The sequence below is a fragment of the Streptomyces sp. NPDC050658 genome (assembly GCF_044457025.1).
Classification (GTDB): domain Bacteria; phylum Actinomycetota; class Actinomycetes; order Streptomycetales; family Streptomycetaceae; genus Streptomyces.
Window position 1 is genome coordinate 1 of sequence record NZ_JBITGM010000012.1, and the last position, 16849, is coordinate 16849.

The following is a 16849-nucleotide window of genomic DNA, read 5'->3' on the forward strand; positions in this document are numbered from 1 at the left end:
CAGCCCCCACACCAACGATGCGCTCAACCGCTTCCAAACACGCATCACCCAAGGCCTCTACACCACCAATCCCCTCACTGTCTAAACGCCCACGGAGGCGGGAGAATTCATCATGGCGACACCACGGACGATTAATTTCTACGATTCCTACACGCCGTCTCTGACGGATGGCAAGTACCAAATCGACATCCATCAGGATGTACAGAAGGACGGACAGTCCATCAGCCATTCCAATCAAAATGGCGACCAATTCTCCACGATCACCCAATACTTCCAGGTTCATGGACCCCGGTTCTCCCTGGACCCCAGTTTTGTGCACGCGAGCCACCCTCCGAACGGAGCCAGCGGGCAATTCGAAAACGAATTGGCCCACGTGAGCCTGAACCGACTCATCCTGCCGTGGGAAGTACTGCTGAAACCTGGGGCAGAGGGCACCCCGTGGCTGGCACTGCTCATTTTCGCTGAGGGTGAGCTGCCGGATGACCCTCATGCGCAGGGCCTCGTCAATACCAGCTACACCGTAAATGACCTGCTGACCCTGAACGACCCGAACGTCCGCGGTCCGAAGATCGCGACCGACTCGGTGATCGCGGAGGTTCTGCAGAGCACGTGCCGGACGATCGACGTACCGTCACAGGTGTTCACGGGCGTCGTGCCTCGGTTTGATGAGCTGCCGTATCTGGCGCACGTGCGTGAGGTGACGGAGACTCCCTCACTCCTGGCGAAGTCCCGGATGTCGCTGGATGAGTTGACCGACGTGGGCCAGTACAGCGTTGTCGTGGCGAACCGTTTCCCTCGTACGACGGGAAACTATGCCGCCCACCTGGTGTCGCTGGAGGGCTTTGTCGACTGTCTGACGTCGGACGGAGGACCGCAGGTACCGGGTGGTCAGCCCACGGTGCGGCTCGTGTCGCTGATGTCATGGTCCTTCTCCTCGCAGACGGAGGACGGCGGGCACTTTTCTCAGCGGGTCCACGCTCTGGCGCTGCCGGGCGAGCCTCCGAGCCCGGACGCTCCGCACGCGCTCTCTCTGCGGTTGTCGCCTCCCGCCGACGCAAGCACCGACGAGGCCCGCGAGGTGCAGCGGCGACTGGAGTGGGGATACGTTCCGCTCTCCTACCTCACCGCTGAAGGTGAGGAGACATTTGCCTGGTACCGCGGGCCGCTGACTCCCGTTCCGCCGCCTCCGCTTCCCCCCGGTCTGACGCCACCGACTCTGGCCCGCGCCCCGCAGGCACATGCGGCGCAGGACGAGGTCACGAGTCCTAGCACGACCGACGGGCTGCTGGTCTACATCAAGGACTGGGGTGTGTTTGACCTGTCCTACGCCGTGGCGTGGATGACGGGCTGGCAGATGGGCTTGTCCCACGCGCAGGCACGCACCGCGCAGAAGGCCTTCTGGAGGAAGGCACGGAGCACCGCTGCCACCATCTTCCGTCGCCTGACGACTCCCTCGGACATCAGCGGTCTGGACCCCGAAGCGCTGACCACCGCGGAGGCGTTGGCCCATCCACAGCCCGCCACCCACCGGCTCCACACTCTCGTCGAAGGCGGTCTTGGCCAGCGTCTGACGCGGCAGCGTCCGCAGCGATCGACCGCTGTGACCGCTGCGGACGCCGGGGCTCCACTGTCGCGTGCCGAGCAGATGCGTGCTCTCGTCCAGCGAAGCGAAGTGCGCGAGATGCTGGCGCATGCGCTGGAGGACGAGACTGCGCAGGTCGGGGACGTCCTCGACTCTCTCGGCGCCCTGGACATGATCCCGTTCGACCATCTGGTGGCCGACCAGCGGATGCTTCCCGTGGAGAGTGTGCGCTTCTTCTACACCGACTCCACCTGGATCACGGCGCTCGCCGACGGGTTCGCAAGCGCCGGCGCCCAGTCCGACGTCGACAAAGCGCTGCACGAGACGGTCCTTGCTCAGCTTCGGGCCGAGGCCAACACGGTTTCCTGGCCGAAGGCCGGGCTGCTGTTGCGCTCCCGACTTGCCAGCGACTGGCCGGGAATGATCATCGACGCAGAGAAGAACAATAGCCCGGTTCAAATCGTGCGCCGGGAATACCTCGCCCCCGATCTCCTTCTGTGCCTTTTCGAAGACATTCCTGATGTGGTGAATTTTAGCGAGCCGCACCAGGACCTCTATTTTGGCGCAGAGATAATAGGTGACGGCCTCTGGCTGTACCTGAGGCATCTGACGAGCAACAGCACCGGGGGCATCATCGCGAACAATGACACCTTCCCTGCCCAGGGTACGGACTCCAAGGGCCTCCTGAACTACCTTCGCGCCGGAAGCTCCGGCGCCGGGACTCTCGATATTCACAAAGTGGTACCGGACTTGTCCCAGGCGCTACGGACCCTCGGTGAACTCACCGGCACCCTGTCGTCGTCCGATTTTGCGGTGGAATTTATTCAGTCGCCAAGCCGCCAGACGTTCAAACAGCCGTAAAGACAGGCACTCTCTTACCATTCGGAGCCTATTGTGACTAATAATCCATTGATCGTTCCTGTCGAGGTCAAGGCGTATCTGGTCAACCAGACCACGAGTTTGCGTGAGGCCGGCTACGGACACTGGGAACTCGATTTCACCGACCCGAACGACCTCGGGCGGCCTCCGGAGCCGTACCCGAACGTAAACCAGGTAACCGCCCCTGACCCCGGCACGTACGTGCACTGGTCGCTGCCGCGCGCGCTGCGCACACCCCAGGGCACGGACGCGGACAGCTTTCCCGTGGTGCCCAACCGGTGGCTAGTCGTTCGTTCCAGCCAGACCGGTGCGTGGAACTCGGATCCTTCCTTCAAGGCATGGGTCGTGGAGAGCGACAACCTCATTGACCCCGACGTCCCCGGCTTCGACAGCGACGCCCTGGACGCCCCTCCGTGGAAGGAGAATCACTGCTCATATCCCTTTACGGTTCAGACGCCGTACACCGACGACTACGGCGACCAGTACAACCAGGGCGACGTGAAGGAGGGCATCATCGGGCGGCCGTTCGCGGTCGAGGGGTGGAGCGAGGATAATTCGGATGCTCTCTTCCTCACTGCGTTAGGACCGGGGCACCTGGCATTCTGCGGGTTCCAGCCCTATCACAAGGGCGTCTTCTCCTTCTATGACGACCTTGATGGTGTGTCCGACAATTCAACGCTCGACTATCTGGTGGTGGGCTGGTACTCCGACCCCACAAAGGACATTCTTGCCGGTGCGTCCGACCTGGGCGCACTGCTGGAGCAACTGGGCTGGGGTGCCGGCCGCAGCACGACGGACGCGTTGTCGGTGTATGCCGGAACAGCGCTGAGGCTGCCGTGGACCGAAACAGGGGATCTGCCGGCGGGCACGGTGGACAACCTGCCCGATTCCGCGAAACAGGTGGACCTGGCAGTCGGACATGACACATCGGAAGCCGCGGCCGCCGACCGGGTGAGCGGAAACTATTCGGTCAGCCGCCTCCTCCAGGCGTTCCTTTCCGACCGCATGTCCGTACTGGACCAGAATCCGCAGGAATTCGACGACACGGTGCACAGCTCGTGGTTCGCGCCGCAGAAGACGGACTACGCGTGGATGATCACCGACTCGCCGGGCTGCGACACGGCCACGACGGACACGGAACTGGAGAACGAGCGGAACTGGCTGGCCGCGCTCAATGCGAAGCAGTACCAGTACAACCTGCTGGCCAGGAACGAGACGGGGCTCCAGGACCGGCTGTACAACGTCTGGCGTTTCGGCCAGATGCCCGACCAGGCGCACAACACGCCCTGGGGCAAGCCGGCGGGCTTCGACCCCACGGCCGAGATCAACGCGCTCGCCGCGAGCCTGAAGTCGGTTCAGGACCAGATGGCGGCCCTGCTCACGGGTACGGACGGGATCCCGTCCGGGGCGACGGAAGAGGCATTCCAGGCGAGCCTGCTGGCCTTTGAGAAGGCCCACGGCCTGGACCCCAACTGCGAGAACGAGAACGGCGTCCACCGCGTCCTCACCCGGGTTCCCCTTCCTCCCTTCTACACCCCCAACGACCCGGTCGCTCTCCTGGACGGTGTCAACGCCGACAAGGTGCCCGAGTATCCGGACCTGCTTCGGTGCCGTTCCCGTGACCAACTGGTCGCCCAGATGAAGATCAACGGCAGCCTGCAGTCGCCCCCGAGCTCTGTGCCCGGCTGGAGCAGCCGGCTTCCCGGCCAGGTTCAGGACGCTTTCAACGGCCTGTTCCAGGAATTCGCACTCCTGGCGCGGGCCGCTGGGCACGGCAGCACCAGCCAGGACAACGACCTGGTCACCGACCTGGGCACGCTCGACAAGCAGACGGGCGTCTCGGATTCCTTCAAGGACTCCGGCGGCCAGGACACCGGCCCCGGCTACTTCTCCGCCGCGTGGAACCAGCCCTGGGAGCCGGTCTACCTGGTATGGCGGATCGACTATTTCCCCGTCCCCATGGACACCACCACCGGATACCACTGGGCCTTCGATGCCAACAGCGGCCGGTACCAACTGGCAAAGGAAGGCACACCGGGCACCGTACAACCACTGACGTACTACGGCCGGGCCGCTCTGACCGACCTGCCGTCCGATCTGGCGAAGAGCGCCGTGGAACGCCATTTCCGCCTCTACGACAATGTCCCCGAAGCCCTCAAGGAGCTGCCCTCCCAGATGGGCCCGGGGCCGATCTCCCAGATGATGGATGGTTTTCTGCAGAATCTGGAACAGCGGATGAGCGGCGCGGGCGTCGAGCCCAACCCGCATGACCCGTCGGACAACACCGACTCGGGGCACCTGAGTGACCTGCTGGCCGACTACGACTATCCCGACAGCGGCTTCCCCGTCCCCGACCCCGACCATATGCACCTGCCGGGGATCCGCTTCACGCCGGCGGGCGGAGGCCAGTTCGTGTTCACCTTCGTCGATGTCGTCGACAGCATGGGACGCGACCTCCCCTGCATCAACCCCGGGCACGGCAACGCCCTGGAGCCCTCCGCACAGAAGACCTGGATCGCCGACACCCTCAAGCCCAGCGTCGATCCCGGCAGCGGACAGCCGATCCTCGTGAACGCCGAGTACGGGCCCGAGCCGATCTATGTACAGGTCGGGCCGCGGATCGCCGAGCCGAGCCGCCTGCGGTTCGACTTCGTCTCCGCGAACACCTCCCCCAGCGTCTCGGGTGCAGTCGTCAACGACCCGCCGGTCGTGGCCACCGCGAGCCATCCGGCCCCGTCCCCCGTCGTGGGATGGCTCCTGGTGAACCAGCTCACCGGTTCCCTGCTGGTCCACGACGCGGACGGCGCCCAGATCATGGAGGGCCGTAAGGGCATCGGCACCGACGGATCGACCGAATCCGAGGCGATCGACTGGGCCACCCTTCCGTACTACCCGTACCAGGATGACCCGACCGACTCGACCGGTGACTTCGCGAAGGCCTGCCCTGAACTGTTCGGCTTCCTCACCGGCCTGCGCAACGGAAAGACCGCGGCGTTCGACTCCCTGGTCGGAGCCATCGGAGACAGCTCCCTCACCGCTCCGCCCGTCGGGAACAGCAGCAGCATGGTCGCCCCACTGGTCGGCACACCAGTCGCTCTGCTCCGGGCACGTCTGACGCTGGAAAGCGCCACCCTTGCCATCACCGACCCCAGCTGGGGCAGCACGCAGCCGCCCTATCCGGTGCTGGACTTCCCCACGCCCGACTACCTGAAGAACGCCTGGAACTGGAACATCCGGCTTGGCGGTCAGCACCGGAACGGCAACGGTGTCATGGAAACCACCGACGGCCTGATCGGCTACTTCACGCACGCGACCTCCAACGGCCGCGTGCAGACCGACAAGCCCACCGACTACGGCGTGTTCCGCACCGCGGACGGTCAGGACAGCGGCTACGCGCAGAAGATCACCGCGCAAGACCTCGCTCTGCCGGTCAACCTCGCGCCCATGCCGGAGAACCCCAACAAGCACGCCACGGACCCCTCGGACCCGGTCGTCGCCTACGTGACGATGGTGGTCCACCCCTGGGCCGAGATCAACGCGGTCACCGACATCCTTCCCACCGTCACGCTGCGGCTGCCGGAGGAAGATGTCCGAACTCCCCTGTCCCGCCTGCAGATCCCCTGCCGGATGGGCCCGATTCTGGCGGGGACCCGGCCCGTGCCCACCAGCGCGGGCGAGAACGACGAGGTGACCGCCGTCGTCATGCCCCGCCCGGAGAACTGGACCGGTACCTGGGACTGGTCCGAGGTCCACCCCAGCGGCGGCGGAGGCAAGGAAGCGGCGCTGGCGTGGGACCACTACCCCCTCACGCCCCCCGACACCCTGGCCCACTTCGACCAGGAGAGCCCTGTGGCCCGCACCGGCTATCTCACGCTGGCCGCTGCCCTGGGCGAGGCACCGCCCACCGGAGAGGGAGACCAGCACACGCCACGCAACGCGAAGCAGCCCGCTGACGCGCCCACGACCGAGACCCACCCGGAGCACGAATCATGACCACTCTCACCAGCACGAGCGGACTGCGTTACCGCGTGCACACCAGTAGTTCCAGCACCCGGCGAGGGGAAGCCACGCTCAGCCTGCAGGTCACCAACCCCACCACCGCCGCCATCGCGTGCACCGGCATCACCTTCGCGTTCCCCTTGACCGCGACGCCCGGTGCCAACGCCCTCACCACCAGCCCCGCATCACTCGAAGTGACCGCGAGCAAGGGCTGGAGCGTCAGCGACGCAGGCCCGGGCGTCTACCGCGCCGACCCGGTACGTCGCAGCGTCGCACCCGGCGAGCGGTTCACCCTGACCCTCAGCGGCATCCGCCCGCCGGAATCCGGCGGCGCCTCCGTACTGCACCTCACCGACCAGGCCCACACCACCGGCCAGAGGCCGTTACAGCTACCGGTGCGGTTCTGGCCGACCGGTGACGACGGTGTGTTCAAGAACTTCTACGCCGACAACACGTCACTGGAGAGAGACCACAACGACACCCTGCACTGGACCTGCTCCAAGAACCCTCTCATCGAGTACTCCCTCACCTACAACACCGGCGGTGAGAACCCCCAATCGATTCATCTGAGCAATGCGGAACTCGCCCAGTACGTCACTCCGGAAACCGCGAACAACACCGTCCGTGACTTCGTCTACCCCACCGAGCCGCTCGACGGTCTCGTGGTCGGCTACCAACTCGAAGCCGTCTACAAGTCCTTGGGCGACCAGGAAGTGAAGGACCTGACAACGGCGAGCTTCGTCCATCGCGGAGACCTCGAAGCGGGCAACATCAACAGCCTGACCGGCGTGGCACAGATTCTCACGCCGACCCAGCAAGGGTTCTCCAACGATACGCAGTACATCGCGCCCACTGACGGCATACTCACCGGCTCCATCAGCGGCAGCACCGGCCAACTCTGGGTTCAGATAGCCCCGCCCAGCGGCGGTTTGGGCGGACACCTCAGCATGCCTTCAACCTTCCACCTCGTCCTTCCCCAGTCCACTCATGACAACCAAGGCGCCTACAACCAGAACTTCTCCATCCCCGTCAACAAGAACAGCACCGTGCAGTTCGGTATCCCCGCTCAGGACTACACCCTGACCTGGCATCCCCTCGGCGTCGGAAATCTCACCGACGACACGGACGATTTCGCCCGTCTCGCTCCTCATGTCCCCGCCATGGGCCCCCAGATCGAGGCCGCGTGGCCACAGGACCAGATCGTCGAGGACTTCTACCCCGATGCCCTCACCGTGCCCCAGGGCCAGACCACCCACCTGCGCTGGCACGGCCCCATCAACGGCGGCAGTTCACTTTTCAGCTACACCCTCACCTACAACCTTTACAGCGGCACCGACACGCAATCCGTCACCGTGGACGACACCACTCTCCAGCAGTACGCGACGCCCGACCCCCTCAACAAGCAGCTCGCGTACTTCTCCGTCCCCACTCAGCCCCTCAACGGCCTCGGTGTCGGATTCCATCTGACGGCCACTTACCAGCCCGACAGCAGCACCGACCCCCTCTATACGGACCTGACCACCGCCACCGTCGTCACCAGCGGCGACCTCGAAGTCGGCCACGTCAGCGTCCAGGGCTCCGCCCAAATGCTCGTCACCCAGCCGACCGACCTGGACGTGAGCACCACCTACACCGCCCCCACCGACGGATTCCTCTTCGCATCCGTCTACCACGGCGCGCTCAACGCGAAAGTCACCCCGCCAGATGGCGACCAAATATCTTTCGCCATCAAATCCACCGTCAGTACGGACAAGAACACGGCGGACAACCAGAATTTCACTCTGCCCATCAGGAAAGGCACCACGATCTCCTACAGTCTCCCCGGTGGGGCCACCCAGCACCAGTGCACATGGCACTCTCTCGGCACAATGAACCTCACCACGTAAAGAGACACCACCGGAGGAAACATTATGAAGATCCTAGACGACACAAAGCCCCCTATCCCCCTCACAGACTTCTCCACCAATCCCGACCCCATTCAGGCGGGCGAAAGTGTCACACTCCGCTTCTCTTTCCATAACGATACAGACTCGTCCATCACCTGTTACGGAATCAACATCGACCTCAATCCCGGCGACACGGCGGAAAATCTCTGCACCGTACAAGACCTCAAGAGCGCCACAGTCACCCCGAAGACGGGGGCCGGCTGGGACTTCAACGTTGGGGCCGACACCACCGGAAAGCCCATCATTCAACTCCTCCCTCATAAGGGTGGAATTCTCAAAGCTCACGGAAAACTCGACGTCGACGTCCTGGTCACCGTCAACGACAAACTCAACTCAGACGACCTCACGCAAACCGTCATCACCGTTACCGAATTCCCCAATGCAGACATCAACGACCCCGGCGTCCAGTTACCTCCCATTCCCCTTGCCAAGACTCAGCCGGGAACCGAATTCGACAGCTTCGCTCCTGATCCCCGAGAAGAAATAATCGTCAAGCAAGGGGAGCTCCTCGCTCTCAGCTGGGTATGCAACCCCGTCGGCATCTCTCAAACACAAGTCGACGGACAGCCTTACTACACCCTCACCATAAATTACGACCAACTCGACGGTGCACTCGACATCACGGCCCTCAACAACAACGGCACTGGTCGCTACACGGGACACGGACCGAACAACGACCTTACGGCAAATAACCTCACGCTCGCTCATACCACCCTCTTTACCCTCACCCTCACTCTCTTCGACAAGAACCACCAGCCCTCAAGTACCCATACGCAGACCGCACTCGTCACCGTCCAGAACAGCGACGTCGACCTCCACAACCTCACGGTCGACTACACCACCAGCATTCTCAAGAGCCCTCATCTCGTCACCACCACTGGCATCCACACGAGCACCACCGACGGACTGCTCCTCGCCACCGCCCAAGGTGCGGATTCCGCAGTCGTCGTGCAAATAACGCCGCCTAATGGCGGAACAGCAAGAACCTACAAAATCAAGAGCTCCACCGCACACCACGCCGAACCTCCCAGCGCCTTCACGGGCAATAGAATCCTGCTCCCCGTCCCCCAAAACAGCACCGTCAATATCGCCTGGACCGACAAGAACGGCACCTACCGCACTGCGTGGTATCCACTCGGCGCCGGCACACTCGCCAAAAAAACCAGCTGATGGAAGCCACCGCCGACAGCGTTCCCCATTGGCCCTGGGGCCAATGGGAGAGCTGTATTCGTCTTGCCACCCGGAACAGGTCTAATCGGGTCCGAGGGTAAAGACGTATGGCGACGACATATGACTCGGCGGGGTCCTGACTGTCAGGACCTCCACGTGTCATGAAAGGGGCACCGTGCGATGCAAGCGTATGACGCAGTCTTCTCCGCCCCCGCACATATGCCGTGGGGCAACGACGTTCAAACGGTGGGGCCCAGCCTGTTCGGCCTGTACAAGGCGGCGAACGGCCAGCACACCTACGACCGGTACCTCTGGGATCCGTCCGCGGGCAAGCCGTGGTGGGGTGATGCTCCCAAGGATTCGGGCACGCTCATCGACCTCTTCAACGCTGACCCGTTCACCGCTGAAGGCGGCACGAGCCTGGACGGCAGCCAGCCCCTGGACGCCGCACTCTGCCTGGACAATCCAGAGGCGATCTATCTGTTCCAGGGCGGCCTCGTCCGCAAGATGTCCGTCAAGGGCGCAACGTTCAAGGTCCGCGACACCGACACCTACGCGCAGCCCATCGCCCAGGTCTTCGGCAGCTCCGAGAACAACCCGCCCTTCGCCTTCGACCGGATCAGGTCGGCCCTCTACTCACCCAAAGGCGGCAACTCCGCCAAGATCTGGTTCTTCGACCACAACAGCACCAACTGCGTCTCCGTAGACGCCGACACCTACGACCAGAGCGGCAACAACCCGGCCGCCATCAACACCGAATGGAAACTCGACGGACTGCCCACCGGGCTCACCACCGCACTCACCACCGCCGGAACCCCCTTCTGGGCCACCACCCAAATCCTGAAAACGAACAGCGACCAGAACGGCCAGTCCCAGGACAAGGGCTACTTAAGCGCAGGCAGCGACTGGTGCCCCTTCACTCTGAGCACCGAAACCCCGGCCATGTCCCTCTTCACCGATCCCGGCGACCAGAACCTCACCGTCCCCACCGGCGTCACAACACTCACCCTCGAACTCTGGGGTCCCGGAGGCGGAGGAGGCGGCGGCGACAACAACAGCGGCGGCAATGGCGGTGCCGGCGCCTACCTGAGAGACACCATCTCGGTCAGTCCGGGGCAATCACTCGCCTTCCACGTCGGAGCATCAGGCGACCACACTCGGTATCCCGCGACCGGGGACGTGATCCTCGCGGCGGCCGGAGGCGGCCACGGCGGCGGCGCGGGACTGGACACCAACGGCGGCGACGGCGGGGCAGGTCCCGGGTACAAAGGCGCCGACAATCCGCATCTTCAAGGTGGCGCGCCCGGCGGTAACGGCGACGACTCCTTCCCTTCGCCTCCGAGTGGTGGGCGCGGCGGTGACAACACACGCGGTGGCAACGGCGGCGACTTCTCTGCCACTGGTGACGGCGGAGCAGGAGGCAACGGCTGGAACGCTGCTGGCCAGAGCACCACCGATGGCGCAGGCGGAGGCGGAGCAGGCCCTGGGGGAGCAGACGGTGGTGTCTGTTCCGGCTGGGGTGGTAGTGGCGGCGGCTCCCTGGGTGGCAAGGCCGGCGACTTGGGCGGAGCAGGCGGTGGCCCAGCAGGCGGAAAGGGCTTCGCCGGCAATGGTGCCGGTGCCGGTGGTGGCGGAGCAGGCGGCAACGGCTGGGGAGGCAACGGCGCTGGTGGGGGCGGCGGCGGGGCAATTAGTGGTGGCGGCGGTAGTCAGGGCTGGAGCTACCTGCGCGACACGAACAGCACTTACTACAACGGCGGCAGCGGCACCACGCCGGCCGGTAACCCGCCTGCCGGAACCGCTGCGGGCGGCACGGGAGGCTCCGCTGGGAACGCGGACGGGAACGGCGGTGGCAACGGCGGCATCAGAATCACGTGGTGATGAGGCACTTGCACGGATGGCGTCAACTGGCCTCGCTGCTGGGTGCATTGAAAAAGCCAAGGGGTAATCGTCCTCGCCGACCAGGGGCGGTGCTACTGCAGACGGTGGACACCGCCCCCCTCCCTTTCGCCCCAGGGCTAAGCGGAGATCCCCATTCCGTCGCCTAATCCAGGAGATACCCAGCGCGGATCCGAGGGGCGGACATGTGTCGGCGACGTATGACATAGCGGGTCCTGGCTGTCAGGACATCCAAGTGTCACGGAAGGGACACCTTGCGATGCGTACATACGACGCAGTATTTTCCGCTCCCGCGCATATTCCGTGGGGTCAGGACGTCCAAACGGTGGAAGCCAGCCTCTTCGGCCTGTACAAGGCGAACGGCCAGCACACCTACGACCGGTACGCCTGGGACCCGTCCAAAGGCAAACCCTGGTGGGATGACGCACCCGCAGAGTCGGGCACGCTGACCGACCTCTTCAACGTCGACCCGTTCACCGCCAGCGGCGGGACGAGCCTGGACGGCAGCCAGCCCCTGGACGCCGCACTCTGCCTGGACAACCCGGCCGAGATCTATCTGTTCCAGGGCGGCCTCGTCCGCAAGATGTCCGTCAAGAGCGCAACGTTCAAGGTCCGCGACACCGACACCTACGCGCAGCCCATCGCCCAGGTCTTCGGCAGCTCCGAGAACAACCCGCCCTTCGCCTTCGACCGGATCAGGTCGGCCCTCTACTCACCCAAAGGCGGCAACTCCGCCAAGATCTGGTTCTTCGACCACGACACCACCAACTGCGTCTCCGTCGACGCCGACACCTACGACCAGGACCAGAACCCACCGGTCGCCATCAACACCGCCTGGAAACTCGACGGACTGCCCAGCCAACTCGCCACCGCACTCACCACCGCCGGAACCCCCTTCTGGGCCACCACCCAAATCCTGACGACAAAGAGCGAACAAAACGGCCAGTCCCAGGACAACGGCTCCTTCGGCGCGGGCACCAACGCCTGGTGCCCCTTCACCCTCAGCACCGAAACCCCGGCCATGGCCCTCATCACCGACACCGGCGACCAGACCTTCACCGTCCCCGAGGGCGTGGACAGCATCACCCTCGAACTCTGGGGACCCGGAGGAGGAAGCGGCAGCAGCGGTGGCACCGGCAATTATGGAACGGACGGGGGGCCTGGCGGGGCAGGCGGTACCGGCGGGGCCGGCGCCTACCTCAGAAGCACCATCGACAATCTCACAGCGGGCCAGCCCGTCACATTCCATGTGGGCGGTGCGGGCGACCATACCCAGTACCCCGCAAGCGGCAGCGCCACCCTGATCGCTGCGGGCGGAGGGGGCGGCGGCGGTGGGGGCGGCGGCGGAACCCAAGCGGGCGTCGGTGGTGGCAGCGGCGGCACAGGCAATGGCGGCAACGGTGACGGCGGGGGAGGCGGCGGAGGCGGCAACGGTGGCGGAGGCGGCGATGCCACTGGTGGCGGCGGTGACGCCGGCGGCGGTGACAACGGTGGCATCGGTGGACACAACGGCGGCGGCGGTAGTGGCGGCCAGGGATCAGACTTCGAAGAAGGCGTGGGTGGCGACGGCGGCGGAGGCGGTGGAGGGGGCAGCGGCGGCAGCGGTGACGGTGGATATGGCCACGGGGGTGGCGGCGGCAGCATCGGCGGCGGCCCCAGCGCTGGTGGCGGTGGCGGTGGCGGTAACCAAGGCCGGTGCAAGCCCCCCGCCAGTTCCGGGAACGTCGTGGTCGACACCGGGTCCGACACGCCTGGTCCTTCGACCGTGCCGCCGGGCGTGGCCGTCGGCGGCAGCGCCAACAGTGGTGCCGGTGGCGGCGGCGTGAGGGTTACCTGGTAGCCCGTCTTCCGCGGGCGCGCCGCACCACAGCAGGAGGGTTCGCGTTCCTGCCGAGTGCGTACACGTGAGAGGTCCCGGGCGCCGGGCCCGGGGCCTCTTGTGTCGATGCACTGCCCCTCGGGCGCGCGCCGTAGTCGCAGCCTCCCGTTCCCTGCTATTGGCGGGGGCCGTTGGGCAGCGAGTGAAGGAAAGGCGCAAGCGACATAGGACTGGTCATACGTGACCAGGGGACGGGCCGATCGGCTGCCCGCAGCCCACCCTCGCGGGTGCCGTAACCCGAACCTATGGAAGGAACGCAAAATGTCGGACACCGTCCCGCACAAAGGCGCGAACAGCGCTGGTGCCGTCGAACCGGCAGGCGCGGTCACGGGCCGTGCCGAATCCTGTGGCGGCCTCGGCGGCTTCATCTGGCCCGCGCCGGGCCTCTTTTGGGCCACCTGGTGTGGCCTCGCGTCCCGCCGATTATCAGGGCTCGTGGCGGCGCCGCGCGGCAGCTCCGCCTTCCGTATACGGGGGCGAGGCGGTGTGCGCTGTCTTACGTCGCTTCTGGCCGGGGGCACCATACTGCTCGCGTCCGCTACCACCGCTTCGTCCGCTTCGGTTCCGGTGACCGGACCTTCCGGTACGGCGGCCGGCCAGGGCCCCTGGCGGCAGTCGGTCGACGCCCGTCCCCCCGGCTCGGCTGCGCGTGACGCCAACGGCGACGGGCCGGACCGGGTGACCGTCGTAATGGGCGACAGCCTCTGGCTGATCGCGGAACGTGTGTACGGTGACCCGACCAAGTGGCCACGTATCTATGCGGCGAACAAGGGCAGAGTCCAGCCCGACGGAGGCCGCTTCGACGACCCTGACTTCATCTTGCCTGGCCAGCGGCTCGACGTTCCCGCGCTGGGCGGAAGGGATCGTCTGTCGGTCGACCAGCGCGTCTCCGCCTACTTGAGCTCCATCCAGGACCAGCCGGACCAACTGCGTGCGTTCTTCCACGAGCTTCCGAAGGGAGGCGATCTGCACAACCATCTGAACGGCGCGGCATCCACCGAGCTGTTGATCAAGCTCGCGGGCCAGGACGGCATGTGCATCGAAACGGACTCGATGACAGCCTATGAACCGCCGTGCAAGCCGGGGAGCCGCCCTGCGGCCGACGCGCGCACGGATGCTGCTTTCGAGCTGGCACTGGTCAAGGCCTGGTCCATGCAGGACTTTCCGCCCGGCCAGTCGGCTCATGACCATTTCTTCGACGCCTTCGCGAAGTTTGGCGCGGTGGCGGGGCGGCACCGGGGTGTGCTGCTCGCCGATGTAGCCAACACCGCCGCAAAGCAGCACCAGTTCTATCTGGAAACGATGATTACCCCCGCCTCCGAGGCAGCCAAGGAACTCGCCGATTCGGTGGGCTACGACCCCGACTTCGCGAAGATGCACGCGAAACTGACCGCTGACGGCAAGATGAACCGCCTCGTGGCCGAAGCACGCCGTGAGGCAGACGCGGCGGAGTCAGAATTCCGGTCCACCGCGCACTGCGGCACTCCCCGCCCGGATGCGGGCTGTCAGTTGCCGGTTCGGTGGATCTCTCAGGTGTCGCGCGGCAGCGCACTGCAGCGTGTCTTCACACAGATGGTCCTCGGGATGCGTCTGTCGCTGGACGATAAACGGTTCGTCGCGGTCAACCTCGTACAGCCCGAGGACGGAGAGAACGCGCTGCGCAACTACCGCACTCAGATGCGCATGCTCGACTATCTGCATGACATCTACCCGCGGGCCCACATCACCCTGCACGCGGGAGAACTCGTCCCGGGCCTGGTGAAATCGGAAGACCTCACCTTCCACATCAATGACGCGGTGACCACGGGAAGAGCCGAGCGCATCGGCCACGGGGTCGACTTGCGCGAAGAGGACTCCTGGTGGGAGCTGGCCACGACCATGTCCGAGCGGGGTATTGCAGTTGAGGTGCCGTTCACCAGCAACAAGCAGATCCTCGGCGTCGCAGGCGCCGACCACCCCTTCACCACCTACCGCATCTTCGGCGTCCCCGTCGTCCTCGCCACCGACGACCCCGGGATCTCCCGAACCGACATCAGCCACGAATACCAGTACGCCGCCCAGACCTACAGCCTGAGCTATCCAGAACTCAAAGACCTGGCCCGTGCTTCGCTTGAATACGCCTTCCTCCCCGGAGCCAGCCTCTGGCGAGAGGCTCCTCACCGGAACGGCTATCGGCCGGCCCCTGCCTGCGCGTCCGACCGCCCTGGCGAGGCGCCCCCGACACCGGCATGTGCCGAGCTTCTGAGCCACAGCCCCAAAGCCACCGTTCAGTGGCGACAGGAAGCAGCCTTCGCAGGGTTCGAGGACAAGCACAGCAGGCCGCCGGGCAAGAGAGGGAAGGACACCCCGTAGAGCCACCGTCTGCCCTCCCCAGACGAGCACCCGAGGCGGGCCTGCCCTCGGGTGCTCGAGACATACAACAGCGGGCCGCCACGTCAGTGGCGTGGGCCCCGCTTCCGTTCACGCCAGGAGTCGCCTGTGCCGCCGTAGTCCGACTTGACGTCGTCGAACTCGACCTGCTCCCTGCGGATGGTGTCAGAGACCTCTTGAGTTTCGGTGACCTTGTCGACCTCCAGACGCACGCGTTCGACCGCCACGGCTTCCTTGTGGATGACCGGCCTCTCGGCGTGCAAGGTCACTTCCGTCTGGGCGTCGCCGAAGTCTGCGCGAATGTTCTCTCCTTCCAGGATGGGCTCATGTACGACGCGGACTTCCTCGTGGTAGAGGGGCACGGTCCTGGTCACGTCTTCGGTGACAACCACTTTCCTCAGTCGGGCGTGGCCGACTTCCTCTTCCCTGGTGCCCACGTGGAGACGCTCCTCGCAACACACCATCTCGTGGCGCTCGTTGTCGTCAACAGCTCCACTGCGCGTGGCGAATTCCCGTGCCTCGATTCCCTGCCCCACACCAGCCGCGCCACCGATATCTCCGGTTCCCGTCACAATCTGGTCGTCAGCAGTCCTGGTGCTGCCGGCCGACGCCGACGCTGTGTCGAAGTCGGCCACGCCACGAGTGGTACTGCCGGGGCTGCCCAATCCGTAGTGAGAGTAGAGCTGTTGTTCCTGGTCGGCCTCAAGGCGTTGACCGGCGTCCGGCGCCGGCGCCTCCTTCACGGCCTCTTTGGTGACCGTCACGTGCAAAGAGTCCTGCTCGCGCCGCGCCCCGTCGAGTGGCACGAAGCTCTCCTTCGTTCCGAAAAGGCCGGTCCTGACCGTCACCCATCCAGGACGACCGCTGGCAGCGTCGATATAGACCCGCTCGACGCCGCCGATTTTGTCACCGTTCCGGTCATAGGCCGTTAAGCCCTTGAGCGCATCGGGGTTACTTAAGCCTCCATCACGCTGCGTCACGGTTCATCACTCCCTCGGTCGGCGCGCGACGGGCAGGGGATGCCACGGAATGGCGCACGCTGACTGACATCCATCGCGCTCCGCTCTCGCCTCCGGCGCAAGGCGAGAAATTCACACAACGTGCGATCGCCCATTGATAGAATGC

Annotated in this window: 8 protein-coding genes; 7 read left to right on the forward strand and 1 reads right to left on the reverse strand. The window is 65.2% G+C overall.

The features are described from left to right. The first annotated feature begins 112 nt into the window (after positions 1–112). The 7 genes from ACIBKX_RS32660 to ACIBKX_RS32690 all read left to right on the forward strand — a co-directional run bounded on the left by ACIBKX_RS32660 (position 113) and on the right by ACIBKX_RS32690 (position 15706). On the forward strand, positions 113–2443 hold the full coding sequence (locus ACIBKX_RS32660; RefSeq protein ID WP_363277991.1) for a hypothetical protein: 2331 nt from the start codon (positions 113–115) through the stop codon (positions 2441–2443). Positions 2444–2491: 48 nt separating this feature from the next. Beyond that, positions 2492–6454: a hypothetical protein gene (locus tag ACIBKX_RS32665; protein WP_363277992.1), complete on the forward strand. Its 3963-nt coding sequence runs from the start codon at positions 2492–2494 to the stop codon at positions 6452–6454. Next, positions 6451–8346, forward strand: a complete 1896-nt coding sequence (locus tag ACIBKX_RS32670) for a hypothetical protein (RefSeq protein WP_363277993.1) — start codon at positions 6451–6453, stop codon at positions 8344–8346. Before ACIBKX_RS32665 ends, ACIBKX_RS32670 begins: the two co-directional genes overlap by 4 nt. Before the next feature lie 24 nt (positions 8347–8370). Next, a complete protein-coding gene (locus tag ACIBKX_RS32675; protein WP_363277994.1) occupies positions 8371–9576 on the forward strand; it encodes a hypothetical protein in 1206 nt (401 codons plus the stop codon). A 246-nt stretch (positions 9577–9822) separates the two neighbouring features. Beyond that, positions 9823–11457, forward strand: coding sequence for a hypothetical protein (locus ACIBKX_RS32680; RefSeq protein WP_399376712.1), 1635 nt, complete (start codon positions 9823–9825; stop codon positions 11455–11457). Positions 11458–11800: 343 nt separating this feature from the next. Further along, positions 11801–13315, forward strand: coding sequence for a hypothetical protein (locus ACIBKX_RS32685; protein WP_399376714.1), 1515 nt, complete (start codon positions 11801–11803; stop codon positions 13313–13315). Between the two features lie 729 nt (positions 13316–14044). Further along, on the forward strand, positions 14045–15706 hold the full coding sequence (locus ACIBKX_RS32690) for an adenosine deaminase (protein ID WP_399376822.1): 1662 nt from the start codon (positions 14045–14047) through the stop codon (positions 15704–15706). Positions 15707–15789: 83 nt separating this feature from the next. Here the strand turns inward: ACIBKX_RS32690 and ACIBKX_RS32695 are convergent, their stop codons facing one another. Next, on the reverse strand, positions 15790–16704 hold the full coding sequence (locus ACIBKX_RS32695; protein WP_363278014.1) for a PRC and DUF2382 domain-containing protein: 915 nt from the start codon (positions 16702–16704) through the stop codon (positions 15790–15792). Between the last annotated feature and the right edge of the window lie 145 nt (positions 16705–16849).

Coding starts and splice junctions, on each gene's coding strand:
- ACIBKX_RS32660 (WP_363277991.1), top strand. CDS start 113: ATGGCGACACCACGGACGATTAATTTCTACGATTCCTACACGCCGTCT.
- ACIBKX_RS32670 (WP_363277993.1), top strand. CDS start 6,451: ATGACCACTCTCACCAGCACGAGCGGACTGCGTTACCGCGTGCACACC.
- ACIBKX_RS32675 (WP_363277994.1), top strand. CDS start 8,371: ATGAAGATCCTAGACGACACAAAGCCCCCTATCCCCCTCACAGACTTC.
- ACIBKX_RS32690 (WP_399376822.1), top strand. CDS start 14,045: ATGGGCGACAGCCTCTGGCTGATCGCGGAACGTGTGTACGGTGACCCG.